The sequence below is a fragment of the Haemophilus sp. SZY H8 genome (assembly GCF_018829755.1).
GTDB classification, from domain to species: Bacteria; Pseudomonadota; Gammaproteobacteria; order Enterobacterales; family Pasteurellaceae; genus Haemophilus; species Haemophilus haemolyticus_K.
Window position 1 is genome coordinate 124,231 of sequence record NZ_JAHKJY010000002.1, and the last position, 24,087, is coordinate 148,317.

Sequence of the window (24,087 nt, forward strand, 5' to 3'; positions counted from 1 at the left end):
CTCGTGGCTAAAACTATTCAAGCAATCCGAGGAATGAACGATTGCTCCCCTACTGAATCTCCATTATGGCAATGGATTGAAGCGCAAGTACGCCAGGTATTAAACAATTATGGTTATTCCGAAGTGCGTATGCCAGTTGTAGAAAGCACACCATTATTTGCGCGTGCAATCGGTGAAGTAACCGATGTTGTTTCAAAAGAAATGTACACATTTTGGGATAACGACGAACAATTAACCTTACGCCCTGAAGGCACTGCAGGTTGCGTGCGTGCCGCCATTGAACATGGTTGGATCTATAACAATGAACAACGTTTATGGTATATAGGGCCAATGTTCCGTCATGAACGTCCACAAAAAGGTCGTTACCGTCAATTCCATCAAGCAGGTGTTGAGGTATTCGGTATTGCGAATCCAGAAATCGATGCCGAATTAATCATGCTTACCTACCGTTTATGGAAAGCATTAGGTATCGATCAACATGTGACACTTCAACTTAACTCAATTGGTTCTTTAGAAGCTCGAGCAAATTATCGTTCAGCTTTGGTTGGATTCTTAGAAAATCATCAAGATTTAATGAGCGATGAAGAAAAAGACCGTTTAGTAAAAAATCCGCTTCGTATTTTGGACACCAAAAATCCAGAATTACAAAAAGTATTAGATAACGCGCCAAAATTACTTGATTATCTAGATAATGAAAGCCGTGAGCATTTTGAACAATTATGTTCATTATTAGATGCAGTGGGTATTCAATATGAAATTAATCCTAAACTCGTTCGTGGCTTAGATTATTACAACAAAACTGTATTTGAATGGGTAACCTCCGCTCTTGGCGCACAAGGTACCGTGTGTGGCGGCGGTCGTTATGACGGTTTAGTGGAACAACTTGGCGGACACGCAACGCCAAGCATCGGATTTGCGATGGGGTTAGAACGTTTAGTCTTGTTGGTACAAGAAGTTAATCCAAATGTTCCTGTGAAAAGTGCGGTGGATATTTATGTTGTTTATCAAGGCGAAGGCGCAACATTAGCCGCTTTTGAATTAGCGGAAAAAGTACGCTCAGAATTACCGCACTTAAATACCATGTTGCACTGCTCTGGCGGTAATTTCAAAAAACAATTTAAACGTGCAGATAAATCTGGTGCAACATTGGCATTAGTTATCGGCGAAAGCGAAGTTCAAAATAAACAAGTCGTTGTTAAACACTTGCAAGGTGGCGCAGATCAGCAAACCTTAGATTTAGTGAATGTAATCGACTATATTCAAACTCAATTTTAATTTAAAAGGGGAAAAACATGGCTTATTCCATTGAAGAAGAACAAGAGATTAACCAGTTGAAAGACTGGTGGAAAGAGAATGGCAAAACAATTATTGTCGCTTTTATCTTAGGTGTGGGGGGGATGTTTGGATGGCGTTATTGGCAAGCGCACCAAGCAGAGCAAATCGCTCAAGCTTCTGCACAGTATGATGCGTTAATCTATTCTGCACAACAAGATGAACAAGCTAAAAAAGCAAATATAGAACAATTTGTGCAAGCTAACAGCAAAACTGCATACGCTGTTTTTGCTTTGTTAGATGAAGCGAAAAAAGCGGCTGAGAAACAAGATTTTGCAGCTGCAGAAGTAAACTTAAATCAAGCATTAACTCAATCTCAAGATGAAGTATTAACATCTATTGTTGCATTACGTCTCAGTGCGGTACAATTTCAATTGGGTCAATTAGACAATGCTTTAACTACCTTAAACCAAGTGAAAGGTGAAAGTTTTGATGCTCGTAAAGCGCTCTTAACTGGCGATATTCAAGTCGCCAAAGGAGATAAAGTTGCGGCTAAAAACAGCTTTGAGCAAGCACAACAAAGTGGTAGCCAATTAGAACAACAAATGGCAAAAATGAAATTAAACAACCTTTAAAAAATAATACCCGCATCAAAGTGCGGGTATTTCTTATCTTTTTAGCCATAAAATCACACAACCTTCCTAGCAAGTATAAAAAGCAAAACGGGGCGATGCTGTAAATCTTTAAATTCATGATGCCATTGAACCTGATCTGCTAACATTGGTTCTTCCACTCGCTCAATTTGAAAACCTACTTTAATCAAATTATTAATAATCGTTGCAGTCGTACGATGATAAGTCTTAAAAGCCTGCTTAAACCAACTCCGTTCTCTTTCTCCTTCATCTCGATAATGATTCAAACGGTAAGCAATTTGCTGTTTATTCTCATTTTTTTCCCAACGGTCCCCCGTCTTATGGCAGGTCGTGATAGGATGTTCTTGAGAAAAAACAAGTACACCATTTGCTTTCAACTTATTAAAAATTGCAGACAACAATTGAGGAAATTCTTTTACATAATGAAAAGCAAAAGAACTCGTAATTACATCAAAATTATCTTCTGGTAATTCAATAAGCTTTTCCATAGGTAATTGATAAAGAGAAAAACAGTCTTTAAATTCAGCGCACTTTTCTAAATCAATTTTAGCTTGCTTTAACATATTTGTAGATAGATCGATTCCAACTACGTGTCTGGCGCCTCTTGATAAATAAAGTGCTAAATGTTCACCAGCCCCACACCCAAGATCAAGTAATTTTTTTCCTTGTAAGTCTGGCAAAAGTGAAAGCATTGTCGGTTTCTCAACAACTTCATTTAAACTAAGAGGATTAGAACGAAGCTTTTGGTAAAGCTCAAAGAAATTTTCTTTATCGTAAACACTGATTTGATTTATCATATTTTTACTATAGCGCCAAAACAAGTACGCCTGATAAAATTAAAATACTACCGATAATTAATTTTAGGCTGAGTGGCTCCCCTAAAATGACAACCCCCAGAATAATTGCAATAACTACACTTAATTTATCAATTGGTGCAACCCAAGAGGCAGGAGCAAGTTGGAGCGCGCGATAATAACAAAGCCAAGACAACCCAGTTGCAATACCTGATAAAATCAGAAAACTAAACGGTTTTACTGCAATATGCTGTGGCAATTGCCACTCGTTACGAGCAGATAGAATGCCTGCCGTCACAAATAAAATGACAAGAGTTCGAATAAAGGTGGCAAGATTACTATTCATCCCTTCTACGCCAAGCTTGCCTAAGATCGCCGTGAGCCCTGCAAAAAATGCAGAACCTATCGCAAAAAATACCCAATTCATACTCTTTCCTTATTTACCCACAGCCCCTAAAATTCGCTATACTTTTCCGCTATAATAACGGAAATTTTTTTTATGAAGAAGTAAAAATGAATCAGATTAACATTGAAATCGCTTATGCTTTGCCAGAACGTTATTATTTGAAATCTTTTCAAGTTGATGAAGGAATCACCGTGCAAACGGCGATTACACAATCAGGGATTTTAAGCCAATTTCCTGATATTGATTTGAGCACAAATAAAATTGGGATTTTCAGTCGTCCAATTAAATTGACTGATGTATTAAAAAAGGGCGATCGTATTGAAATTTACCGTCCATTACTTGCTGATCCGAAAGAAATTCGCCGTAAACGTGCAGCAGAGCAAGCTGCAGCAGCCAAAGACAAAGAAAAAGGAGCTTAAAAATGACCGCACTTTCATCTGTTGATTTTTGTTTACCTGACCATATCACGCCAGAAATTTTTCTACGCGATTATTGGCAGAAAAAGCCACTTGTGATTCGTAACGGTTTGCCTGAAATCGTTGGGCAGTTTGAGCCACAAGATATTATTGAACTCGCGCAAAACGAAGATGTTACCGCTCGTTTAGTGAAGACATTTTCTGATGATGATTGGAAAGTTTTTTTTAGTCCCTTGAGTGACAAGGATTTTCAAAAGTTACCAGAAAAATGGTCGGTGTTAGTTCAAAATTTGGAGCAATGGTCTCCTGAATTAGGACAGCTTTGGAACAAATTTAGCTTTATACCTCAGTGGCAACGTGACGATATTATGGTGTCTTATGCCCCTAAGGGAGGCTCTGTTGGTAAACATTATGATGAGTATGATGTATTCTTAGTGCAAGGATATGGTCATCGCCGTTGGCAATTAGGTAAATGGTGTGATCCAAGTACCGAATTTAAATCTAATCAGCCAATTCGAATTTTTGATGATATGGGTGAATTGGTGATTGATGAAGTGATGAATCCGGGCGATATTCTCTATATTCCGGCCCGTATGGCGCATTATGGTGTGGCTGAAGATGATTGTTTAACCTTTTCTTTTGGCTTGCGTTATCCAAATTTAAGCAATTTAATTGATGGCGTAAGTAAAGGTTTTTGTCATCAAGATCCTGATTTGAATTTAAGTGAATTTGATTTACCGCTACGTTTAAGCCAGTCTGTACAACGTACAGGTAAACTTGCGGATGAAAATATTCAAGCAATGAAACAGCTTTTATTGGATAAATTGGCTCATTCAGAAGCTTTTGATGCGTTGTTTAAGCAAGCCGTAGCAAGTTCGGTGAGTTCTCGTCGTTACGAGTTATTAGTCTCTGATGAAATGTGTGATCCTGATGAAGTGCGGTCAATTTTAGAAGAGGATGGGGCATTCCTTTCTCAAGACAACAATTGTAAATTGCTTTACACCGAAAATCCGCTGCGAATTTATGCTAATGGTGAGTGGTTAGATGAACTTAATGTGATTGAGACCGAAGTGTTGAAACGCTTATCTAATGGTGAAAGTTTGGATTGGGCATTTTTATCAAATCTAGTGAATGAAACCGAAGATCCTGAAACCTCAATGGATCTACTGTTGGATTCAATTTGTAACTGGGTTGATGATGGTTGGGCGTTAATTGAATAATATGTCAGACAATATTTATTCCGTATCTCAACTGAATTCTGCTGCGCGCCAGATGCTCGAAGGGAATTTTTCACAAATTTGGTTAACGGGTGAAATTTCCAATTTTACGCAACCCGTGTCTGGGCATTGGTATTTAACGCTGAAAGATGAAAATGCGCAGGTGCGTTGTGCGATGTTTCGCATGAAAAATTTGCGTGTTGCTTTTCGTCCGCAAAATGGGATGCAAGTGCTTGTGCGTGCCAATGTGAGTTTATATGAGCCTCGTGGTGATTATCAGCTTATTATTGATTCCATGCATCCCGCCGGTGAAGGTTTATTGCAACAGCAGTTTGAAGCATTAAAAATGAAGTTGGCTGCGGAAGGATTGTTTGCTCAAAATCTTAAGAAAAATCTACCGCACTTTAGTAAAGCGGTTGGGATTATTACTTCTTCTACAGGTGCGGCATTGCAAGATATTTTGCATATTTTGGCACGTCGTGATCCAAGTTTAAAAGTTGTTATTTATCCCACTGCGGTTCAAGGCAAAGAGGCGACCGCAGAAATTGTGCAAATGATTGAACTTGCCAATCTGCGACAAGAAGTGGATGTATTAATTGTTGGCCGTGGTGGTGGTTCATTAGAAGATCTTTGGTGTTTTAATGAAGAAGAAGTGGCGAGAGCGATTTTTCGTTCAACCTTACCCATTATCAGTGCTGTAGGACATGAAACGGATGTGACGATTGCCGATTTTGTGGCAGATCTTCGTGCGCCGACCCCTTCAGCTGCGGCTGAATTAGTGAGTCGTAATCAAGATGAATTATTGCAACAACTTCGCCATCAACAACAACGTTTAGATATGGCATTTGATCGTTTATTTACGCGAAAAAGCCAGCGTTTGAAACAGCTAACCTTACGATTGCAAAATCAACATCCACAGAATCAATTACGCACTCAACAAGCGAAAAATGAACAGCTTGCGCATCGCTTGCAACTTGCTATATTACGTCAGTTTGAAAATACACAACAAAAATTCACCGCACTTTCTTCTCGTTTGAAACAAAATCCATTGCCATATCGATTGCAACGTCATCAACAACGCTTAGAGCAGTTACAAGTGCGGTTAAATTTTTGTGTAAATCGCCAAGTGACGGAACGTCAAAATAAACTGGCAACGTTATGTGGAAAACTGGATGGCTTAAGCCCGTTGAAGGTATTAGCAAGAGGTTATTCCATTGCGGAAAACGCTCAAGGAAAAGCAATAATAAGTACTCAAGATGTGAAGAAAGGTGAATGCATCACGACGCAAGTTAAAGACGGAAGAATTATCAGTAAAGTTATATAATATTTATCATTTACATCAATAAGTAAAGGGAGTAGCAAATGAGATACTCCCTTTTGTTATTTAATTATGACAATGCCCAACCGCCTGCATAGAATGCAACGAGTACGATTGCAATAATCACAGTCCCTACATTTAAGCGTTTAATATCTCCACTCACGATTCTTCCAATTACTAATGCCGCAAAACCTAACATAATACCTGTTACAATGTTAGCAGTAAGTACGATAAATACTGCGCATATTAATCCGCTCATCGCGCCAACGAAATCATCGAAATCTAATTTGCTTACATTGCTTAACATTAATAAACCAACATACATTAATGCTGGAGCTGTTGCGTATCCAGGCACTAAGAAAGCTAATGGTTGAAAGAAAAGCATTAATAGGAATAACACACCAACAACGATTGCAGTAATGCCTGTTTTACCGCCTGCTGCTGTTCCTGCTGCTGACTCAATGTAAACGGCAGCTGGTGCTGTACCGAATAAGCCTGAGAATAAGCTACTGATTGAGTCTGAAGTTAGGGCTTTACCGCCATTGATAATTTGACCATCTTTATCAAGTAAGTTTGCTTGACCTGCAACTGCGCGAATTGTACCCGTTGCATCAAATACGGCTGTCATCACCAAAGCAAATACGACAGGTAAGATTGTGGGTTGTAGTGCGCCCATAAAGTCTAATTGTAAGAAAAGAGAACTTTCACCAAAGGTTGGCATTTTAAAAATCTCTCCGCCAAATTTTACATTTGGATCAAAAATTAAACCTACAATAGTAATAGCGATAATTACCCATAAAATGCCGCCTTTAATTTTCATTTTTTCAAGGCCGATAATGAGCGCTAAACCAATTAAGGACATCATTACAGGGAATGAGGTGAAATCGCCTAATTTTACTGGTAAGCCAGCTTGGTTGCTGACGACTAAACCAACGCCATTTGCCGCAATTAAAAGTAAAAAGAGTCCGATACCAATGCCCGCTCCGTGAGCGATACTGGATGGTAAATTACGCAAGATCCATGCACGAATACCTGTGGCAGAAATTAAAGTAAACACAATCCCCATTAAGAATACGGCGCCTAGCGCAACGGGAATGGCGACCTTTTGACCAATCACTAAGCTAAATGCCGTAAAAGCAGTAAGAGAAATTGCACAACCAATTGCCATTGGTGCATTTGCCCATAAGCCGATTAAGATAGAGCCTAAGCCCGCAACTAAACAGGTGGCAATAAAGACAGATTCAGCGGGAAAACCTGCAGCACTTAGCATATTGGGTACCACGATGACAGAATAAACCATTGCTAAAAACGTGGTTAAACCTGCGATAATTTCTTGACGAACAGTTGAACCACGTTGCTTGAGCTCAAATGTTTTTTCTAAAGTTGGCATAGTGTTCCTTAAAGTTGAGTGAAAAATTGAAGTGAATAAGGTGCGCTATTTTACATCATAAAAATGAGAAGTAAACGTTTGCGTGAGTTTTGTTTAGGATAAAGTGCGGTCAAATTTATGAATAGTTATGAAATAATCTATTTGCTGATTTTCTCTACAAATGAGACTGCGAGTCAGCAGAAAAACTGCTATACTTGTCATGTTTTTTAACTTGATAAAATGAAGGAAACAAAATGGCTGATTTTAATCAAATTTTAACGCCAGGCGATGTAGATGCTGGCATTATCAATGTAGTAAATGAAATTCCCGAAGGTAGCTGTCATAAAATTGAATGGAACCGTAAAGTTGCGGCATTCCAATTAGATCGTGTTGAGCCAGCAATTTTTGCAAAACCAACTAACTATGGTTTCATTCCACAAACTTTAGATGAAGATGGCGATGAGTTAGATGTGTTATTGATCACTCGCCAACCATTAGCAACAGGTGTATTCCTTGAAGCTAAAGTAATTGGTGTCATGAAATTTGTTGATGATGGTGAAGTGGATGACAAAATCGTTTGTGTTCCTGCAGATGATCGTGATACAGGCAATGCATACAATTCATTAGCAGATTTACCGGCAAACTTAATTAAACAAATTGAGTTCCATTTCAATAACTATAAAGCGCTTAAGAAACCTGGCTCAACGAAAGTAACGCATTGGGGCAATGTAGAAGAAGCAAAAGAAGTGATTCGTGAGTCTATTAAACGTTGGAATGAGCGTTAATTAACTTTAAAGATAAAAGAGCGGTGATATTTCACCGCTCTTTGTATTAGAATTACACAAACCAATTTTAATCTCGCCAATCACTCCAATTTTAATTTTGAATAAGCATCTGATTACTAAACATTTAAGTGTGGTTAAATCATTTTTTTAATCACACTTTTTTTGATTCCAATCAAAATAACCTACTAATTTAGTCAATTACTTTGTTTGAGGTATTATTTTAACGCTATAATACCCGATATAATTAGTCAAGTATTTTACTTTATGTAAAATATTTGCCTATGATTTTAAATAGGAAGTTAATTTTTCAATAACCTAGGAGTGATAAAATGGGACAGTATAAAAAGTTCTGGTACCTATTAGTCGCCGTATTGATTGGGTCATTCTCAATTCTGGGCTACTATGGGTTCGAAGTTTATCGTGAAGCACCGCCGATTCCACAACAATATGTTTCTGAATCTGGCGAAAAAGTGATTACGCACGATGATATTTTACATGGTCAAACCGCTTGGCAAACTACAGGCGGTATGCAAGTAGGGTCAGTTTGGGGTCATGGTGCATATCAAGCACCAGACTGGACAGCGGATTGGCTTCACCGTGAACTAACCAACTGGTTGGACATTACAGCGAATCAAGAGCTTGGTAAAAACTTCGCTGATTTAAATGATGAACAACAAACTTTATTAAAAGCGCGTTTAACCAAAGAATATCGCGGTAGTAAAGTTGAAAACGGTACCGTTGTGCTTTCTAACACCCGTTTAGCAGCAATGGAAAAAACGGCACAATACTACATCTCTTTATATGGTGATGATCCTGCAACCAAAATGACCCGTGAACACTTTGCGATGAAGGATAATACTCTTCCTGATTTACAAGCTCGTAAAGACTTAGCTAAATTCTTCTTCTGGACAGCATGGACTGCCTCAGCTGAACGTCCAAATACTCATGCAAGTTATACCAACAACTGGCCACATGAGCCGTTAATCAACAACGTACCAACACCAGAAAACGTAATTTGGTCTATTGCAAGTGTCGTATTCCTCATTGCAGGTATTGGTTTCGTGGTATGGATTTGGTCATTCAAAAAACGTGAAGATGAAAAAGAACCAGCAACACCTGAATTCGATCCACTTACCAAATTACAACTTACTCCTTCTCAACGTTCGTTAGGTAAATACCTCTTCACTGTGCTTGCATTATTCTTGCTGCAAGTGAACTTAGGGGCGATTGTTGCTCACTATACCGTTGAAGGTCAAGAATTCTATGGTATTGATATTTCTCAATACTTACCTTATTCATTAGTACGTACATGGCATATTCAAGCAGCCTTATTCTGGATTGCAATGGCATTCTTAGCTGGTGGTTTATTCCTTGCACCAATCATTAATGGCGGTAAAGATCCGAAATTCCAAAAATTGGGTGTAGATCTTCTCTACTGGGCATTAGTGGTATTAGTAGTGGGTTCATTTACTGGTAGCTATTTAGCAATTGCACATATTCTTCCTGAAGAATGGAGCTTCATGTTCGGTCACCAAGGTTACGAATTTATTGATTTAGGTCGTTTCTGGCAAGCGGTAAAATTTGCAGGTATCTTATTCTGGTTAGTCTTAATGCTTCGCGGCACAGTGAACGCATTCAAACAACCTGGAGACAAAAACTTATTAGCGTTATTCTTCGCTTCCGTCATTGCGATCGGTCTATTCTATGGCCCAGCACTATTCTACGGCGAGCACACTCACATTTCTGTGATGGAATACTGGCGTTGGTGGGTAGTTCACCTATGGGTAGAAGGCTTCTTCGAAGTATTCTCTGTAGCGGCACTCTCATTCATCTTTGTAAGTTTAGGTTTAGTTTCACGTCGTACTGCGACCGTGGCAACCATTACTGAAGCAGCGTTGTTCTTAATCGGTGGTATCCCTGGTACTTTCCACCACTTATACTTCGCGGGAGCAACAACCCCAATTATTGCTGTGGGTGCATCATTCTCTGCACTTGAAGTAGTACCTTTAGTGTTATTAGGTCACGAAGCGTGGGAACACTGGGCAATGAAACAAAAAGCACCTTGGATGGAACGCTTAAAATGGCCTCTTTACTGCTTCGTAGCCGTTGCATTCTGGAATATGCTAGGTGCTGGCGTATTTGGTTTCTTAATCAACCCACCAATTTCACTCTACTATGTTCAAGGCTTGAACACGACTGCTGTTCACGCTCACGCGGCATTATTCGGTGTGTATGGCTTCTTGGCATTAGGTTTCGTCTTCTTAATCGCTCGTTATTTACGTCCAGATACACCATTTAACGATAAGTTAATGAAATGGGGCTTCTGGTTATTAAACGGCGGTTTAGTACTGATGATCGTATCAAGCTTACTACCTATCGGCGTTATCCAAGGATATGCAAGTATCTCAGAAGGCTTATGGTATGCACGTAGTGAAGAATTTATGCAACAGCCATTATTCGATACCTTACGTTGGGTACGTCTAGGCGGTGATGTGGTATTCATCTTCGGTGCACTAGCCTTCTTCTGGCAAATCTTTACAATGATTTTCTTCAGACCTAAACATTAATTAGGCCTTCCCAAAAGCGACTTATGTAAAAGTAAGTCGCTTTTTATTTATATAGACTATAAATACTTAATGATTGATTTCAACATAGTTACCAAGAAGTATCTCTTTCAGAATTCTACCTACCTTTAAGATTTATATAAAAAATAACCGCACTTTACAAAGTGCGGTTATTTTCTCTACTCTTTTTATCTAGAATAATTATTTCTTCTTCGCATATTTTAATGAGTCAATGGCTACCGCTAAAATAATAATGCTACCTTTGATGATGTATTGCCAGTAAGGGTTTACACCGATGTAAGTTAAACCGTAGTTGATAACTGTAAAGATGATAACGCCAGTGATGACACCAATTACAGTACCTACACCACCCGCGAAGGATACACCACCCACTACGCAAGCTGCAATCGCATCTAATTCATACATAAAACCTAAGTTGTTAGTTGCAGAACCTATACGGCCCGCTTCGAGCATACCACCAAAGGCATAAAACACACCGGCGATCATATAAATCACAACTAAATTACGTGCAACATTCACGCCTGAAACTTTTGCTGCTTCCGGATTTCCCCCAATAGCAAAGATATTTTTACCAAAACGGGTTTTGTTCCACATTATCCACACCAAAAATGAAGCAATTGCAGCATAAATAGTAATATAAGAAAGCTTGAAACTCCCAATTCGGAAAAAGCCTTGAGCAAATGTTGAGAAATTTTCACTAAAACCAGCGATTGGCGATCCACCTACAGCATCATAGTATAGTGAGTTGAAACCATATACGATAATCATGGTTCCCATAGTTGCAATAAACGGTGTTACATTTAAGTAAGCAATAACCAATCCATTTATTAAACCAATAATTGCTCCCACAGCACAAACGGCAAGAATAACAACAGGAATTGGAATTTCACCCATTTCAGGAAATACGCGGTTCATATTTTCCATTGATTGCAACATAGTTGCAGAGATAACTGCAGCCAAACCAACTTGACGACCAGCAGATAAGTCCGTTCCTTGTGTAATTAATAAACCAGCAACCCCAAGTGCAATAATTAAACGAACTGAAGATTGAGTTAAAATATTACTAAAGTTCATCAAATTTAAGAATGTTGGATCTTGCGCAATAATAATACCGAGCAAAATCAATAGCACAAAATAAATGGCATTTTGCTTTAAGAAATCAAAGGATTTGTTTTTTTGTAAGGCACTCATAATCTGTTCCTTTTGTTATAAATATTTCGCAGCGAGTTGCAAGATTTCTTCTTGTGAAGTTTTTGCAGTTTCTACAATACCCGCCAATTTACCGTTACTCATCACTAAAATACGGTCAGTTACACCTAGTAATTCAGGCATTTCTGATGAAATCATAATAATGCCTTTGTCTTTTTTAGCGAGTTCTTGAATGAGTTGGTAAATTTCAAATTTAGCCCCAATGTCGATACCGCGTGTCGGCTCATCAAGCATCAGAATTTCAGGTTGAGTTAAAAGCCAACGACCAATAATGACCTTTTGTTGGTTACCGCCAGAAAGAGAACCAATTGTTGTTCTATGTGATGGTGTTTTAACATTCATTGAATCAATCACCCACTGGGTATCACTTTTCATTTTCTTCGTGCTAAGTAATTTCCATGGTGTGAGATAAGATTTCATATTTGAAATCAATGAGTTAAATTCAATGCTTAAATTAGAGTAAATACCTGTTGAACGACGCTCTTCAGTTACCAATGCAAAGCCATTATTAATTGCTTCAAGTGCGGTATGATTTTTCACGGTTTTTCCGTGTAACTTGATAGTTCCTTCGGTTAATTCACGTACGCCAAAAATAGCTTCAACGATATCAGTACGTTTAGCCCCCACAAGGCCTGCAATACCGAGAATTTCACCTTTTCGTAATTCAAAAGATACGTCTTGAATGGATGGTTGATTTTTAGCGGTAAGATTTTCCACCTGTAAAATTACTTCTTTTGGCGTGTTTGTTTTTTCAGGGAAACGCTGTGTTAATTCACGACCTACCATCATTCCGACAATTTGTTCCATGCTGGATTCTTTCACGTTTACCGTGTTGATCCACTTACCATCGCGTAAAATAGTAATTTCATCACAGATTTTGAAGATTTCATCCATTTTGTGAGAAATATAAATAATTCCACAACCGCGTTGTTTTAATTTGTCGATAATTTTAAATAGATGCTCAACTTCTTTTTCAGAAAGCGAGGATGTTGGTTCATCCATGATTACGATTTTAGCGTTATACGAGAACGCCTTCGCAATTTCAATCATCTGCATTTGAGAAACTGAAAGTCTGGCGACCTTTTCTTTAGGATCTACATCAATATCCAATTCATCAAAAATCGCTTTAGTATCACGGTACATTTTCGCGTGATCGACAAAAGGTCCCTTAAGTGGATAGCGTCCAAGCCACAAGTTATCCATTACGCTAGTTTGGCGCACGAGGTTGAGTTCTTGGTGCACCATTGAAATACCATTCTCAAGGGCTTCTTTAGATGTTTTAAAATTGACGGGTTGACCTAAGAAAAGGATTTCACCTTCATCTTTGGCATAAATGCCGAATAAGCATTTTAGTAATGTAGATTTGCCCGCGCCGTTCTCACCCATTAAAGCATGAACAGAATGTGAACGAACCGTTAAGTTTGCGTTATCTAAGGCTTTTACGCCTGGAAAGGACTTGCAGACATTGGTCATTGTGAGCAGCACTTGGCTGTCTTGACTTTGAGTTTGAGATGTCATATCCAACCTCGTTAAAAAGGGGAAGGGCAACTTCCCCTTGGATTACAACAAAAATTGATGAGAAATTATTTTAAGAAGTCGCCTAAGTTGTCTTTATCTACACCAACATAAGGGATACGTACAACACGATCTTTTAATTCCCATTTTGTGCCTTCAGTTGCTGCTTTGCCTTGTGCTAAGTTATTAGATAATTGAACAACTGCTTTACCTTGGTTCACACCATCGTTTAACACCGTACCTGCAAGTTCACCTTTTTTGATGAGTTGTAATGCTTCTGGTAATGCATCCACACCGAAGATAGGGAGTTTTTTACCATGTGCTTTGGTTGCTTCTAATGCGCCTAATGCCATACCATCGTTGTTAGAAATGATTACTTCAATGTCGTTCGCTTTAGAGCTAGATAACCAAGCATCTACTTTATCTTTCGCCATTGCAGCATCCCACATACCAGTATCAATAAATAATTGTTCGGTTTGGATACCTTTCGCATTAAGTTCTTCAACTACAAATTTTGTACGCGCTTCAGCATCTGGATGACCTGGTTCACCTTTTAATAATACGAATTGGATTTTGCCATCTTTATTTAAGTCTAGAGCTGGATTCGCTTTCCATTGTTTTGCAATTAAATCCCCTTGAATTAAGCCTGATTCTTTTGGATCAGTACCTACATAGTAAGCGTGTTCATAAGAACCGATAGCTTTTGCACCTGGGTCTTTATTAAAGAATACAACAGGAATGTTATCTGGTTTTGCTTTGCTAATAATGGTTGGTGCTGCAGCTGGGTCAACTAAGTTAATTGCAAGAGCTTTCACACCTTTGGAAAGTAATACATCAACCTGGTCATTTTGAATTGATTGTGCATTTTGGGAGTCATTCATTAAAAGTTTAATACCGCCAACTGCTTTAGCCTCTTTGTCGATCTCTTTACGCATTAATGACATAAAATTATCATCATATTTGTAAATAGTGACGCCGATTTTACTATCGGCTGCAAAACTTGAAGATACAGCTCCTAAACCAATAGTCAAAGCAACCGCACTTAATACTGCTGTTTTTTTCATAATAACGCTCCTATTTTGGAATGTTGATGTTAGAGATAAATATTGCATTACATTCTGCAATTGATGCCATATTAGCGAATAATTTACTCGGAATCTGTGATCAAACTCACATAAAATGAAAACGATTACATTAAAAATTCGGATTTGTGATCACTATCACATTTTATGAGTGTGTTTATCTTCAAATTTAGATAGATTTCACAGAAAAACGACGTACTAATGTTGGGTTAAACTGAATTGTTGATGGCGTTCTCACCTCATTATCGACAAGGCTTAATGCTAGATTAGCTGCATAAGTTGCCATTAAATCAATAGGATAGCGAATAGTCGTCAATTTAGGAATTAAATAACGAGCAATTGGCATATCGTCAAAACCAATGATTGAAAATTGGCTTGGTACACTAATATTGTTTTCATTGAGAACTGAAATGGCTCCCGCCGCCATTGAATCATTATAGGCTACGACCGCAGTGAGATCTTTGTTATAACTAAGCAAATCAATCATGGCTTTTTCACCACCCTCGAAGTCTGGTGAATTGTGCGTGATGGCATGCTCAATAATTGGATAATTGTGATCTTTTAATGCGGTAAGATAACCATCTCGACGCTCAATTTCATCGAAAATTGCATGGTTAGATCCAATATATGCGATATGTTTATGACCACAACGGATAAGCATTTCCGTTGCTAAGTAGGTTCCTTTTTTATTGTCTAAACTTACGCAACGATTTTCATAGCCTTGAATCACTCGGTTGATAATCACCATTCCTGGTACTGTTTTCAAATAATGGCTAAGTTCATCATCAGATAATGCTTTTGAATGCACAACTAAACAACTACAACGCTTGCGAAGTAAAGTATCAATCGCTTCACGTTCCTTCTCTGCATGGTGATAGCCAATACCAATCAAGATTGTTTTACGGTGTGCTTCTGCAACTTTATCTACGGCTTTCACTAAAATAGCAAAAAACGAGTCTGTTACATCGGTAACAACCACACCAATCGTATCGGTGTTTTGTATTGCAAGGGCTTTAGCATTTGCATTTGGTTGATAATTAAGTTGCTCAATTGCTTGTCTTACGGCAAGGCGGGTATCTTCACTCACTGAGGGATGTTGATTTACAACGCGAGAAACAGTAGCAATAGATACATGGGCTAATTCGGCTACATCATGAATGGTACTCATAGAATGCTCTCCATAATGAAATCACGTTTCTTATTATGTTCTTTCTAAATAAAATTGAAAGCGGTTACTTTCTGATTTGTAACAGAGATCACAAAAAACTTTTAGAGATTTTCCCATTATGTGATACTGATCACGGTTTATTTTTTTGAATTTGCTATCTTATGCGCAGTATTTTGTGTAATCGTTTACAATTTAGAAAGGGAGCCAATTATGAGTGATATTTTTGAACCAACCGAGCATCCACATCGTCGCTATAATCCGTTAATTGATCAATGGGTTTTGGTATCACCACATCGTGCTAAGCGTCCATGGCAAGGGCAACAAGAAAAAGTGAATGAAGAACAAAAACCAAGTTATGATCCAACTTGTTATCTTTGCCCGAGTAATAAGCGTATTACAGGTGAATTAAATCCAGATTATCGTAAACCTTATGTGTTTAAAAATGATTTTTCCGCGCTTTTAGAAGATACGCCAGCCCCTGAAAAATCCTCAGATCCACTTTTCCAGAGTTCTCAAGCTCGTGGTGAAAGTCGAGTCATTTGTTTCTCTCCAGATCATAGTAAAACATTGCCATTATTGACCGCACTTGAGATTGAAGAAGTGATTAAAGTATGGCAAGAGCAACTTCGTGAACTTGGCGCGAAATACCAATGGGTGCAAATTTTTGAAAACAAAGGGGCGGCAATGGGGTGTTCTAATCCTCATCCACATGGTCAAATTTGGGCGAACAGTTTCTTACCAAATGAAGTTGCTCGTGAAGATCGCTCACAACGCGATTATTTGCTAAAACATGGCTCAGTAATGTTGGTTGATTATGTAAAACGAGAACTGGAATTAAAAGAACGTATTGTCGTTGAAACTGAACATTGGGTAGCTTTAGTGCCTTATTGGGCTGTTTGGCCATTTGAAACATTGCTTTTACCAAAAACTCATATAAAACGTTTAACTGAATTAAGTGACGAACAATCAAAAGATCTTGCGGTTATTTTGAAAAAATTGACAACCAAGTACGACAATCTATTTGAGACTTCTTTCCCATATTCAATGGGATTTCATGCCGCACCGTTTAATGGCGAAGATAACGAACATTGGCAGCTACACGCTCATTTTTATCCTCCTCTTTTACGCTCAGCAACCGTGCGTAAATTTATGGTGGGATATGAGATGTTAGGCGAAAGCCAACGCGATTTAACTGCAGAACAGGCTGCAGAGCGATTACGTGCTTTGAGTGAAGTTCATTATAAAGAAAGAATTAAATAATATAGCCAGTCCCTCTCTTTACAAAAGAGGGGGCAGATCGAGTACAGATTTAATATAAAGGATAGAAATATGACCCCAATCCAAAATGCTCAACAAATTTTCAATAAACAGCATAAAAATTTGCCAGAAATTACCATCTATGCACCTGGCCGAGTAAATATCATCGGCGAACATACCGACTACAACGACGGCTTTGTTATGCCTTGTGCGATTAATTTTGGTACGGCCGTTTCTGGTACAAAACGAGATGATCATATTTGGAATGTTTATGCAGCGGATCTTGATGAAACTGATGAATTTTCTCTCAATACTGAAATTCCTAAGAGTGAACACAAGTGGGCTAATTACGTGCGTGGGGTTGTAAAATTTATCCAAGAACGTTACCCGCACTTTCAACAAGGTGCAAATTTAGTGATTTCTGGAAATGTGCCGCTTTCTTCTGGATTAAGTTCATCTGCAGCGTTAGAAGTTGCGGTGGGTAAATTTTGCCAACAACTTGGCGATTTACCACTTTCTCACACGGATATTGCATTGAATGGGCAAAAAGCGGAAAACCAATTTGTTGGCGCAAATTGTGGCAATATGGATCAGTTAATTTCCGCACTTGGGCAGGAAAATCACTTACTGATGATCGATTGTCGTAGTCTTGAAACCATTCCAACACCCGTGCCACAAGATGTCGCCGTTATTATTGTGAACTCAAACGTACCGCACGATTTGGTAACGGGTGAATACAATACTCGCCGTCAGCAATGTGAAGACGCAGCAAAATTTTTTGGAGTAAAAGCATTGCGTGATGTTTCAGTTGAACAATTCCGAAAAAGAGAAGCAGAATTGACCGCACTTTCACCATTAGCAGCAAAACGTGCTCGTCATGTCGTCACAGAAAATCAACGAGTACTCGATGCAGTGGAAGCATTGAAGAAGAATGATTTGACCCGTTTAGGTGAGTTAATGGGGGAATCTCATGATTCAATGCGTGATGATTTTGAAATCACCGTGCCACAAATTGATTATTTAGTTGAATTGGCCCAACTTGTTATTGGCAAAGGTGGCGGGGCACGTATGACGGGCGGCGGTTTTGGTGGTTGTATTGTAGCACTTGCACCACATGATAAAGTCGATGCAGTTCGTAAAATTATTGCGGATAATTACGAGAAAACGACTGGTTTAAAAGAAACTTTTTATGTGTGCACTGCATCACAAGGTGTTCGAGTGATTTAAGAGAAAATGATGTTAGAACAAACCACTTTTAATGCGCCTGATGGTGCACCTTATCAGCTGATAATCCTACAAAATGAAAATGGAATGTGTGTTCAATTTATGGATTGGGGGGCAACTTGGCTTTCTTGTAAAGTGCCAGTAAATGGCACTTTACGCGAGGTTTTATTGGGTTGTAAGGTAGAGGACTATCCCACTCATCAAAGCTATTTAGGCGCAAGCATAGGGCGTTATGCAAATCGTATTGCAAATGCACAATTTGAATTGAATGGTGAACTCATTAAATTGAGAAGTAATCAAGGTAAACATCAGCTTCATGGAGGAGAGGGCTTTGATAAACGCCGTTGGAAAATTCAAGAGTGCGGTGAGAATTTTGTGTGTTTTTCATTACATTCAGAGGATGGTGATCAAGGTTTTCCTGGTAATGTGGATGTGTCTGTAATCTATACGCTAACAGATGATAATAGCGTAAAAATTGAATATGCAGGGATCTGCGATAAGGATACCGCGTTAAACTTAACAAATCACGCCTATTTCAATTTAGAAAATGCAGAGCAAGGCAGTGACGTGCGTGAACATACATTACGTTTAAATGCTGATTTTTATCTGCCTGTAGATAATGAGGGGATTCCTAATTCTCCATTAAAGCACGTAGTGAATACGAGTTTTGACTTCCGTATTGCTAAACCTATCAAACAAGATTTTTTGCAAGGGGAGCAGCAAGCAACAAAAGGTTACGATCATTCCTTTATTGTCAATAAAGCTTGGCAAAAGCCTTGCGTGTTACTGACTTCTCCAACTGGCGATTTAAGTTTAGAAGTAAGAACCTCGCAAGCCGCATTGCAGTTTTATACGGGTAATTATCTTGCTGATACACCAACGAGAAATGGCGAATTATATGCCGATTTTTCTGGCGTAGCACTGGAAACTCAATGTTTACCCGACACCCCAAATCATCCTGAATGGCAAAATTACGGTGGCATTCAAAAAGCAGGCGAACGATATTGTCAATGGACGGAATTTAAGTTTTTTAAAAAGTAATAATTACTGATAAACAGAGGGCTAATTTCTGAAAAATTCGAAATTAGCCCCTATATTAGATTAGATGAATCTAATAGTTAGTTTATTTTATTAAACTTCGCTCTCTCCAGAGAAACGTTCAATTCTAGCACCTAAACAACGAAGTTTTTCTTCTATATGTTCATAACCACGATCGATATGATAAATACGATCTACTATGGTTTCACCTGTTGCGATACAACCTGCAAGAACCAAACTGATTGATGCACGTAAATCTGTCGCCATCACTTCTGCACCAGATAACTGTTCAACACCATGACATACGGCAGTATTCCCTTCAATTTCAGCTTTTCCGCCCATGCGAATTAATTCAGGAATATGCATAAAACGATTTTCAAAAATCGTTTCAGTAATAATACTTGTGCCCTCTGCCACCATATTTAATAAGGTGAATTGAGCCTGCATATCAGTAGGGAAACCTGGATGTGGCGCAGTACGAATATTCACTGCTTTAGGGCGATTTCCAAGCATATCTAAAGTGATACTATTCTCAGTAACATCAACTTGAGCGCCAGCTTCACGAAGTTTATCAATCACTGCATCTAAAGTATCAGCCTTAGTATTTTGACAAACAACACGACCACCCGAAATTGCTGCGGCAATTAAGAATGTACCCGTTTCAATACGATCTGGCACGACACTATGCTCACAACCAGTTAAACATTCAACACCTTCAATCGTAATGTGATCAGAACCTGCACCAGATATTTTCGCGCCCATTTTATTGAGGAAGTCAGCGGTATCTACAATTTCAGGCTCACGAGCCGCGTTTTCAATCACTGTGGTGCCTTTCGCAAGCGTTGCTGCCATCATAATAGATAAAGTTGCACCTACGCTCACTTTTTCCATTACAATACGTGTTCCCACAAGGCGATCTAATACTTGTGCTTTTACATATCCTTCTTCAAGAACGATGTCCGCGCCTAATTTTTCTAAACCGCTAATATGGAGATCAACTGGACGAGCACCGATAGAGCAACCACCAGGTAACGATACTTGGCCTTGATGAAAACGAGCAACCAAAGGCGCCAATGCCCAAATTGAAGCACGCATGGTTTTAACTAATTCATAAGGGGCAGTGAAATGATCGATATTCGATGCATCTAATAAAACTGAGCCAGTTTCATCACGATCTACCACCACGCCTAATTTACGTAAAATTTTCAAAGTGGTTTCAATATCTTTAAGCGCAGGCACGTTCGTGAGTTTAACTGGTTTTGTTGCCAAAATAGCGGCAAAAAGAATTGGAAGTGCGGCATTTTTTGCACCTGAAATATTCACAGTTCCACTTAAACGAGATTGCCCATAAACACGAAATTTTTCCATTTTTGAATCCTTAATTAAGTTGGTTTAATGCACGATCACGTTTCCACTTTTCAGTGGTATAAGTTTTAATTGTTAACGCGTGAATTTCGCCAGTAGTAAAATAAGCCATTAACGGAGCATAAATTGTTTGTTGTTGTTTTACGCGAGAAAGTGCGGCAATTTCATCACTCACTACAATCACGCCAAAATGCGCGTTTTCACCTTGAGCATAAACCTCTTCTACGTTTAGCGCATCTTTTAAAATTCGTTCAATTTCTTGAAGTTCCATCAGATTTCCGTTTAATTAAGATCTGTAAAATTTGCGATCCAATCAGACAAACCAACAAGATCTGCAAGGGTTAATAATTGTTTTGGTGGATAAACTAATCGCACTGTTTTGTTAAGCTTTTGACACTCTCGTAAAAAATCACAAAGCGCTGCAAAACCAGCTGAATCAATATGTTGAATACCAGACAAATCCCATTCAACAACTGTTTTATCCAGCGCATTAGCAGATAAAAAAACGTCACGTTGCTGCCACATAGGCAACAACGTGTTGCGAGATAGCTCCCCTGACAAAAGGAGCGCTATCTTATCATCATTTTTCTTTAAATCCCAATTTAACATGGCAACAAAATTATTTGCTGAATGTTACAGGTTGAGCGGCTGATTTTTGTACTTGAGCCGTTAATGCATCAATACCCTGTTGACGTAAGATACTACTCCATTCTTGTTGTTTTGTTACAACCATACTCACGCCCTCAGCAACCATGTCATAAGCTAACCATTCACCCGTTTTACCATTCTTACGCCATTTAAAATCTAATTTAATTGGTGCTGCACCATTGGTTTGAATAATATTCACACGAATATTTACTAAGTTTTTATCACCTAATGCTTTTTCTGGCTCAATTTGGATTTGTTGATTTGAATATGCCGTTAATACTTGTGCATAAGCTTGTTCAATAAAATCACCAAAAGCTTTAAAGAATTTTTCACGTTGTTCAGGTGTAGTAGATTTGAAATGAGAACCTAGCACCAAAGAACCAGCATAATTAACTTGAACATAAGGTAGTAAATCATTACGAACGATAGTACGTAGATAATTTGGGTTCTTTTTAATCTGGCTTTGATTTGCCTGAATATCAGAAAACAATTTATCTGACGCTTGTTGCATTAATACATAAGGACTTGTTTCAGCCATAGCAGTACCAGCAGCAAAAAGTGCGGTAAATACTAAGGTTAAAATTGCAAACCATTTTTTCACTTGGAAAAATTTCATCATAAATCTCCTAAATAAATGTGAGTTGTTATTGTACTGTAGGCTCAGTCTTTTCACTGTTACCATCAGATTTTTTATCGCCGTAAAGGAATTGGCCGATTAAATCCTCCAACACCATCGCAGATTTTGTATCTTGAATTTGGCTACCTTCTTTAAGCATAGCCGATTCACCATCATCAAACCCCATTGTCAATGCAATATATTGCTCACCCAATAAACCAGATGTCTTAATTGATAAAGAACTGTTTTCTGGAATTTCATTATATTCCTGATTAATTGCAATACTGACTTTGGGTAAATAGCTTTTTTCATCAAGCGTAATACCGCTCACACGCCCAATAACCACTCCACCAACTTTTAATGGTGCACGTACTTTTAGTCCACCAATATTATCAAAAGTTGCCGTCACAGTATAAGATTTCGTCTCACCAAAACCTTGTACGTTGGCTACGCGTAAACCTAAAAAAACTAAGGCGCCAATACCAAGTAATAAAAATAACCCGACCCAAAATTCATATTTAATTGTTTGTCTCATAAAAAATCCTTAACCTGCTCCAAACATAATAGCAGTCAAAATAAAATCTAATCCTAGAACAACAAGAGAGGCATGCACGACTGTTCGTGTTGTAGCTTGGCTGATGCCTTCTGATGTTGGCATACAATCATAACCATTAAAAAGCGCAATCCAAGTTACGGCAACAGCAAAGAAAACCGCTTTAATAAAGCCATTTAAAATATCATAGCTCCAACTCACGGAATTTTGCATCACAGACCAAAAGCTACCCGAATCAACACCTTTCCAATCCACACCAACTAAGGAACCGCCCCAAATACCAATCGCGATAAACAAGATTGACAAAATTGGCATGGAAATAACTCCCGCCCAAAAACGAGGTGCAATCACTCGACGTAAAGGATCAACAGCCATCATTTCAAGACTAGAAAGTTGTTCAGTAGCTTTCATTAAGCCTATTTCAGCCGTCAATGCAGAACCTGCTCGACCCGCGAATAAAAGTGCGGTAACAACAGGCCCTAATTCTCGTAAAAGAGAAAGCGCTACAAGCTGTCCCAAACTTGTTTCAGCAGAAAAATCGACTAACACAACATAACCTTGTAGTCCTAATACCATTCCAATAAATAAACCGGACAACAAAATAATGAGTAACGATTGGACACCTAAAACATGCATTTGCTTCACAAGCAAAGGAAAATGCTTACGAATTTGTGGCTTGCCGATCAAAGCGCCAAATAACATAAAGCCTGCTCGCCCTAAGGCACGGAAAAAGTCAATCACCTGTTTTCCCAAAGCAGAAATAAAATTGACGATCATTCAAACAATTCCTTCACATAATCTTGCGCTGGGTACTTAAAGCGCACAGGACCATCAGATTCACCTTTTAAGAATTGCACCACGCGCGGATCTTGGCTCTGTAAAAGCTGCTCAGACGTTCCTTCTGCGATAACTTTTTGGTCTGCAATAATATAGGCATAATCTGCAATACTCAATACTTCTTCCACATCGTGCGACACCACGATAGAAGTCAAATTTAACGCTTCATTTAATCGTTTAATCAAGCTCAAAATTACGCCCATACTGATTGGATCTTGCCCAGTAAATGGCTCATCAAACATAATTAAATCAGGATCAAGTGCAATAGCGCGCGCTAATGCAGCTCGACGAGCCATACCTCCGGAAAGTTCTGAAGGCATCAATGCGGCAGCGCCTCGCAACCCAACCGCCTCCAATTTCATCAATACGATTTGACGAATTAAACTTTCAGGCAAATGCGTATGTTCACGAATTGGAAAGGCGACATTATCAAAAGTAGAAATATCCGTAAAAAGCGCACCGGATTGGAATAACATCCCCATCCGCTTGCGTACTTCGTACAGTTCACTATTAGATAGGCGACAAATATCTTGCCCATCAAACAAAATTTCACCTTGTTCTGGTATCAGTTGCCCACCTATCAATTTAAGTAAGGTGGTTTTACCAATCCCCGACGGCCCCATAATCGCAGTGATTTTTCCCTTTTTTACTTGCAAATTCAGGTTATCGTAAATCACGCGATCACCGCGTTTAAAGGTGAGATTCTTAACTTCAATTAGATTTTGATTCATTAAAATCTCGTTTATAAATAAAAAGTGCG

At 38.7% G+C, this 24,087-nt stretch carries 24 protein-coding genes; 10 read left to right on the forward strand and 14 right to left on the reverse strand.

Features of this window, described 5'->3' with window-relative positions; all coding sequences use genetic code 11:
- Nucleotides 1-3 precede the first annotated feature (3 nt).
- The gene (hisS, locus tag KKW16_RS03600) at nt 4-1,275 is read left to right on the forward strand and encodes a histidine--tRNA ligase (RefSeq protein WP_140523775.1); all 1,272 of its coding nucleotides are present in this window, start codon (nt 4-6) and stop codon (nt 1,273-1,275) included.
- A gap of 17 nt (nt 1,276-1,292) precedes the next feature.
- Complete coding sequence (locus KKW16_RS03605) at nt 1,293-1,907, forward strand: YfgM family protein (protein WP_140523778.1); 615 nt, start codon at nt 1,293-1,295, stop codon at nt 1,905-1,907.
- Between the two features lie 53 nt (nt 1,908-1,960).
- On the opposite strand, the gene KKW16_RS03610 is transcribed toward KKW16_RS03605, so the two are convergent.
- Together KKW16_RS03610 and KKW16_RS03615 are read right to left on the reverse strand one after the other, a co-directional pair.
- Nucleotides 1,961-2,722, reverse strand: a complete 762-nt coding sequence (locus KKW16_RS03610; RefSeq protein ID WP_140523781.1) for a class I SAM-dependent methyltransferase — start codon at nt 2,720-2,722, stop codon at nt 1,961-1,963.
- 7 nt (nt 2,723-2,729) lie between these two features.
- The gene (locus KKW16_RS03615) at nt 2,730-3,146 is read right to left on the reverse strand and encodes an EamA family transporter (protein WP_048953844.1); all 417 of its coding nucleotides are present in this window, start codon (nt 3,144-3,146) and stop codon (nt 2,730-2,732) included.
- Between the two features lie 86 nt (nt 3,147-3,232).
- Here KKW16_RS03615 and KKW16_RS03620 point away from each other — a divergent pair, with 86 nt between their 5' ends.
- Genes KKW16_RS03620 through xseA form a run of 3 tightly spaced genes read left to right on the forward strand, consistent with a single transcriptional unit; the run spans nt 3,233 to nt 6,082 of the window.
- Entirely contained in the window at nt 3,233-3,544 is a 312-nt protein-coding gene (locus KKW16_RS03620) for an RnfH family protein (RefSeq protein ID WP_048953846.1), read from the forward strand.
- A 2-nt stretch (nt 3,545-3,546) separates the two neighbouring features.
- Nucleotides 3,547-4,761, forward strand: a complete 1,215-nt coding sequence (locus tag KKW16_RS03625; protein ID WP_048953848.1) for a ribosomal protein uL16 3-hydroxylase — start codon at nt 3,547-3,549, stop codon at nt 4,759-4,761.
- Between the two features lies 1 nt (nt 4,762).
- Nucleotides 4,763-6,082: an exodeoxyribonuclease VII large subunit gene (gene xseA, locus KKW16_RS03630; protein ID WP_140523784.1), complete on the forward strand. Its 1,320-nt coding sequence runs from the start codon at nt 4,763-4,765 to the stop codon at nt 6,080-6,082.
- Between the two features lie 64 nt (nt 6,083-6,146).
- Here the strand turns inward: xseA and KKW16_RS03635 are convergent, their stop codons facing one another.
- The gene (locus KKW16_RS03635; RefSeq protein ID WP_140523787.1) at nt 6,147-7,466 is read right to left on the reverse strand and encodes an NCS2 family permease; all 1,320 of its coding nucleotides are present in this window, start codon (nt 7,464-7,466) and stop codon (nt 6,147-6,149) included.
- 233 nt (nt 7,467-7,699) lie between these two features.
- Here KKW16_RS03635 and KKW16_RS03640 point away from each other — a divergent pair, with 233 nt between their 5' ends.
- Both KKW16_RS03640 and KKW16_RS03645 read left to right on the forward strand, forming a co-directional pair.
- Entirely contained in the window at nt 7,700-8,230 is a 531-nt protein-coding gene (locus tag KKW16_RS03640) for an inorganic diphosphatase (protein ID WP_048953851.1), read from the forward strand.
- A gap of 329 nt (nt 8,231-8,559) precedes the next feature.
- Nucleotides 8,560-10,797 (forward strand): nitric-oxide reductase large subunit, encoded by a 2,238-nt coding sequence (locus tag KKW16_RS03645; protein WP_140523791.1) that lies wholly within the window; start codon nt 8,560-8,562, stop codon nt 10,795-10,797.
- Nucleotides 10,798-10,995: 198 nt separating this feature from the next.
- Here KKW16_RS03645 and mglC read toward each other — a convergent pair whose 3' ends face one another.
- The 4 genes from mglC to KKW16_RS03665 form a co-directional block, all read right to left on the reverse strand.
- A complete protein-coding gene (mglC, locus tag KKW16_RS03650) occupies nt 10,996-12,006 on the reverse strand; it encodes a galactose/methyl galactoside ABC transporter permease MglC (protein ID WP_048953854.1) in 1,011 nt (336 codons plus the stop codon).
- 15 nt (nt 12,007-12,021) lie between these two features.
- The gene (mglA, locus tag KKW16_RS03655) at nt 12,022-13,542 is read right to left on the reverse strand and encodes a galactose/methyl galactoside ABC transporter ATP-binding protein MglA (protein ID WP_140523794.1); all 1,521 of its coding nucleotides are present in this window, start codon (nt 13,540-13,542) and stop codon (nt 12,022-12,024) included.
- 65 nt (nt 13,543-13,607) lie between these two features.
- A complete protein-coding gene (gene mglB, locus KKW16_RS03660) occupies nt 13,608-14,603 on the reverse strand; it encodes a galactose/glucose ABC transporter substrate-binding protein MglB (RefSeq protein WP_215767924.1) in 996 nt (331 codons plus the stop codon).
- A 187-nt stretch (nt 14,604-14,790) separates the two neighbouring features.
- Nucleotides 14,791-15,789, reverse strand: coding sequence for a substrate-binding domain-containing protein (locus tag KKW16_RS03665; RefSeq protein ID WP_048953857.1), 999 nt, complete (start codon nt 15,787-15,789; stop codon nt 14,791-14,793).
- Between the two features lie 210 nt (nt 15,790-15,999).
- On the opposite strand from KKW16_RS03665, the gene galT reads away from it, so the two are divergent.
- From galT to galM, 3 genes are all read left to right on the forward strand, one after another.
- On the forward strand, nt 16,000-17,049 hold the full coding sequence (gene galT, locus KKW16_RS03670; RefSeq protein WP_215767925.1) for a galactose-1-phosphate uridylyltransferase: 1,050 nt from the start codon (nt 16,000-16,002) through the stop codon (nt 17,047-17,049).
- Between the two features lie 69 nt (nt 17,050-17,118).
- Nucleotides 17,119-18,273 (forward strand): galactokinase, encoded by a 1,155-nt coding sequence (galK, locus tag KKW16_RS03675; RefSeq protein WP_215767926.1) that lies wholly within the window; start codon nt 17,119-17,121, stop codon nt 18,271-18,273.
- Nucleotides 18,274-18,282: 9 nt separating this feature from the next.
- Complete coding sequence (gene galM / locus KKW16_RS03680) at nt 18,283-19,311, forward strand: galactose-1-epimerase (protein ID WP_140523809.1); 1,029 nt, start codon at nt 18,283-18,285, stop codon at nt 19,309-19,311.
- Between the two features lie 90 nt (nt 19,312-19,401).
- On the opposite strand, the gene murA is transcribed toward galM, so the two are convergent.
- From murA to mlaF, 7 genes are read right to left on the reverse strand one after another with little or no spacing between them, the layout of a single operon-like run.
- Complete coding sequence (murA, locus tag KKW16_RS03685; RefSeq protein ID WP_140523813.1) at nt 19,402-20,676, reverse strand: UDP-N-acetylglucosamine 1-carboxyvinyltransferase; 1,275 nt, start codon at nt 20,674-20,676, stop codon at nt 19,402-19,404.
- A 10-nt stretch (nt 20,677-20,686) separates the two neighbouring features.
- Entirely contained in the window at nt 20,687-20,944 is a 258-nt protein-coding gene (locus tag KKW16_RS03690) for a BolA family protein (protein WP_005631356.1), read from the reverse strand.
- Between the two features lie 11 nt (nt 20,945-20,955).
- Nucleotides 20,956-21,282, reverse strand: coding sequence for an STAS domain-containing protein (locus tag KKW16_RS03695; RefSeq protein ID WP_065265308.1), 327 nt, complete (start codon nt 21,280-21,282; stop codon nt 20,956-20,958).
- A 10-nt stretch (nt 21,283-21,292) separates the two neighbouring features.
- Nucleotides 21,293-21,937: a phospholipid-binding protein MlaC gene (mlaC, locus tag KKW16_RS03700; protein ID WP_179222720.1), complete on the reverse strand. Its 645-nt coding sequence runs from the start codon at nt 21,935-21,937 to the stop codon at nt 21,293-21,295.
- A 28-nt stretch (nt 21,938-21,965) separates the two neighbouring features.
- The gene (gene mlaD, locus KKW16_RS03705; RefSeq protein ID WP_005636837.1) at nt 21,966-22,472 is read right to left on the reverse strand and encodes an outer membrane lipid asymmetry maintenance protein MlaD; all 507 of its coding nucleotides are present in this window, start codon (nt 22,470-22,472) and stop codon (nt 21,966-21,968) included.
- A gap of 9 nt (nt 22,473-22,481) precedes the next feature.
- Nucleotides 22,482-23,267 (reverse strand): lipid asymmetry maintenance ABC transporter permease subunit MlaE, encoded by a 786-nt coding sequence (mlaE, locus tag KKW16_RS03710; RefSeq protein WP_005628334.1) that lies wholly within the window; start codon nt 23,265-23,267, stop codon nt 22,482-22,484.
- Entirely contained in the window at nt 23,264-24,058 is a 795-nt protein-coding gene (gene mlaF, locus KKW16_RS03715; protein ID WP_111407559.1) for a phospholipid ABC transporter ATP-binding protein MlaF, read from the reverse strand. Before mlaF ends, mlaE begins: the two co-directional genes overlap by 4 nt.
- Between the last annotated feature and the right edge of the window lie 29 nt (nt 24,059-24,087).

Bases quoted from the DNA above. Each gene is read 5' to 3' on its own strand.
- KKW16_RS03605 (WP_140523778.1), top strand. From the start codon at position 1,293: ATGGCTTATTCCATTGAAGAAGAACAAGAGATTAACCAGTTGAAAGAC.
- KKW16_RS03610 (WP_140523781.1), bottom strand. From the start codon at position 2,722: ATGATAAATCAAATCAGTGTTTACGATAAAGAAAATTTCTTTGAGCTT.
- KKW16_RS03615 (WP_048953844.1), bottom strand. From the start codon at position 3,146: ATGAATTGGGTATTTTTTGCGATAGGTTCTGCATTTTTTGCAGGGCTC.
- KKW16_RS03620 (WP_048953846.1), top strand. From the start codon at position 3,233: ATGAATCAGATTAACATTGAAATCGCTTATGCTTTGCCAGAACGTTAT.
- KKW16_RS03625 (WP_048953848.1), top strand. From the start codon at position 3,547: ATGACCGCACTTTCATCTGTTGATTTTTGTTTACCTGACCATATCACG.
- xseA (WP_140523784.1), top strand. From the start codon at position 4,763: ATGTCAGACAATATTTATTCCGTATCTCAACTGAATTCTGCTGCGCGC.
- KKW16_RS03635 (WP_140523787.1), bottom strand. From the start codon at position 7,466: ATGCCAACTTTAGAAAAAACATTTGAGCTCAAGCAACGTGGTTCAACT.
- KKW16_RS03640 (WP_048953851.1), top strand. From the start codon at position 7,700: ATGGCTGATTTTAATCAAATTTTAACGCCAGGCGATGTAGATGCTGGC.
- KKW16_RS03645 (WP_140523791.1), top strand. From the start codon at position 8,560: ATGGGACAGTATAAAAAGTTCTGGTACCTATTAGTCGCCGTATTGATT.
- mglC (WP_048953854.1), bottom strand. From the start codon at position 12,006: ATGAGTGCCTTACAAAAAAACAAATCCTTTGATTTCTTAAAGCAAAAT.
- mglA (WP_140523794.1), bottom strand. From the start codon at position 13,542: ATGACATCTCAAACTCAAAGTCAAGACAGCCAAGTGCTGCTCACAATG.
- mglB (WP_215767924.1), bottom strand. From the start codon at position 14,603: ATGAAAAAAACAGCAGTATTAAGTGCGGTTGCTTTGACTATTGGTTTA.
- KKW16_RS03665 (WP_048953857.1), bottom strand. From the start codon at position 15,789: ATGAGTACCATTCATGATGTAGCCGAATTAGCCCATGTATCTATTGCT.
- galT (WP_215767925.1), top strand. From the start codon at position 16,000: ATGAGTGATATTTTTGAACCAACCGAGCATCCACATCGTCGCTATAAT.
- galK (WP_215767926.1), top strand. From the start codon at position 17,119: ATGACCCCAATCCAAAATGCTCAACAAATTTTCAATAAACAGCATAAA.
- galM (WP_140523809.1), top strand. From the start codon at position 18,283: ATGTTAGAACAAACCACTTTTAATGCGCCTGATGGTGCACCTTATCAG.
- murA (WP_140523813.1), bottom strand. From the start codon at position 20,676: ATGGAAAAATTTCGTGTTTATGGGCAATCTCGTTTAAGTGGAACTGTG.
- KKW16_RS03690 (WP_005631356.1), bottom strand. From the start codon at position 20,944: ATGGAACTTCAAGAAATTGAACGAATTTTAAAAGATGCGCTAAACGTA.
- KKW16_RS03695 (WP_065265308.1), bottom strand. From the start codon at position 21,282: ATGTTAAATTGGGATTTAAAGAAAAATGATGATAAGATAGCGCTCCTT.
- mlaC (WP_179222720.1), bottom strand. From the start codon at position 21,937: ATGAAATTTTTCCAAGTGAAAAAATGGTTTGCAATTTTAACCTTAGTA.
- mlaD (WP_005636837.1), bottom strand. From the start codon at position 22,472: ATGAGACAAACAATTAAATATGAATTTTGGGTCGGGTTATTTTTATTA.
- mlaE (WP_005628334.1), bottom strand. From the start codon at position 23,267: ATGATCGTCAATTTTATTTCTGCTTTGGGAAAACAGGTGATTGACTTT.
- mlaF (WP_111407559.1), bottom strand. From the start codon at position 24,058: ATGAATCAAAATCTAATTGAAGTTAAGAATCTCACCTTTAAACGCGGT.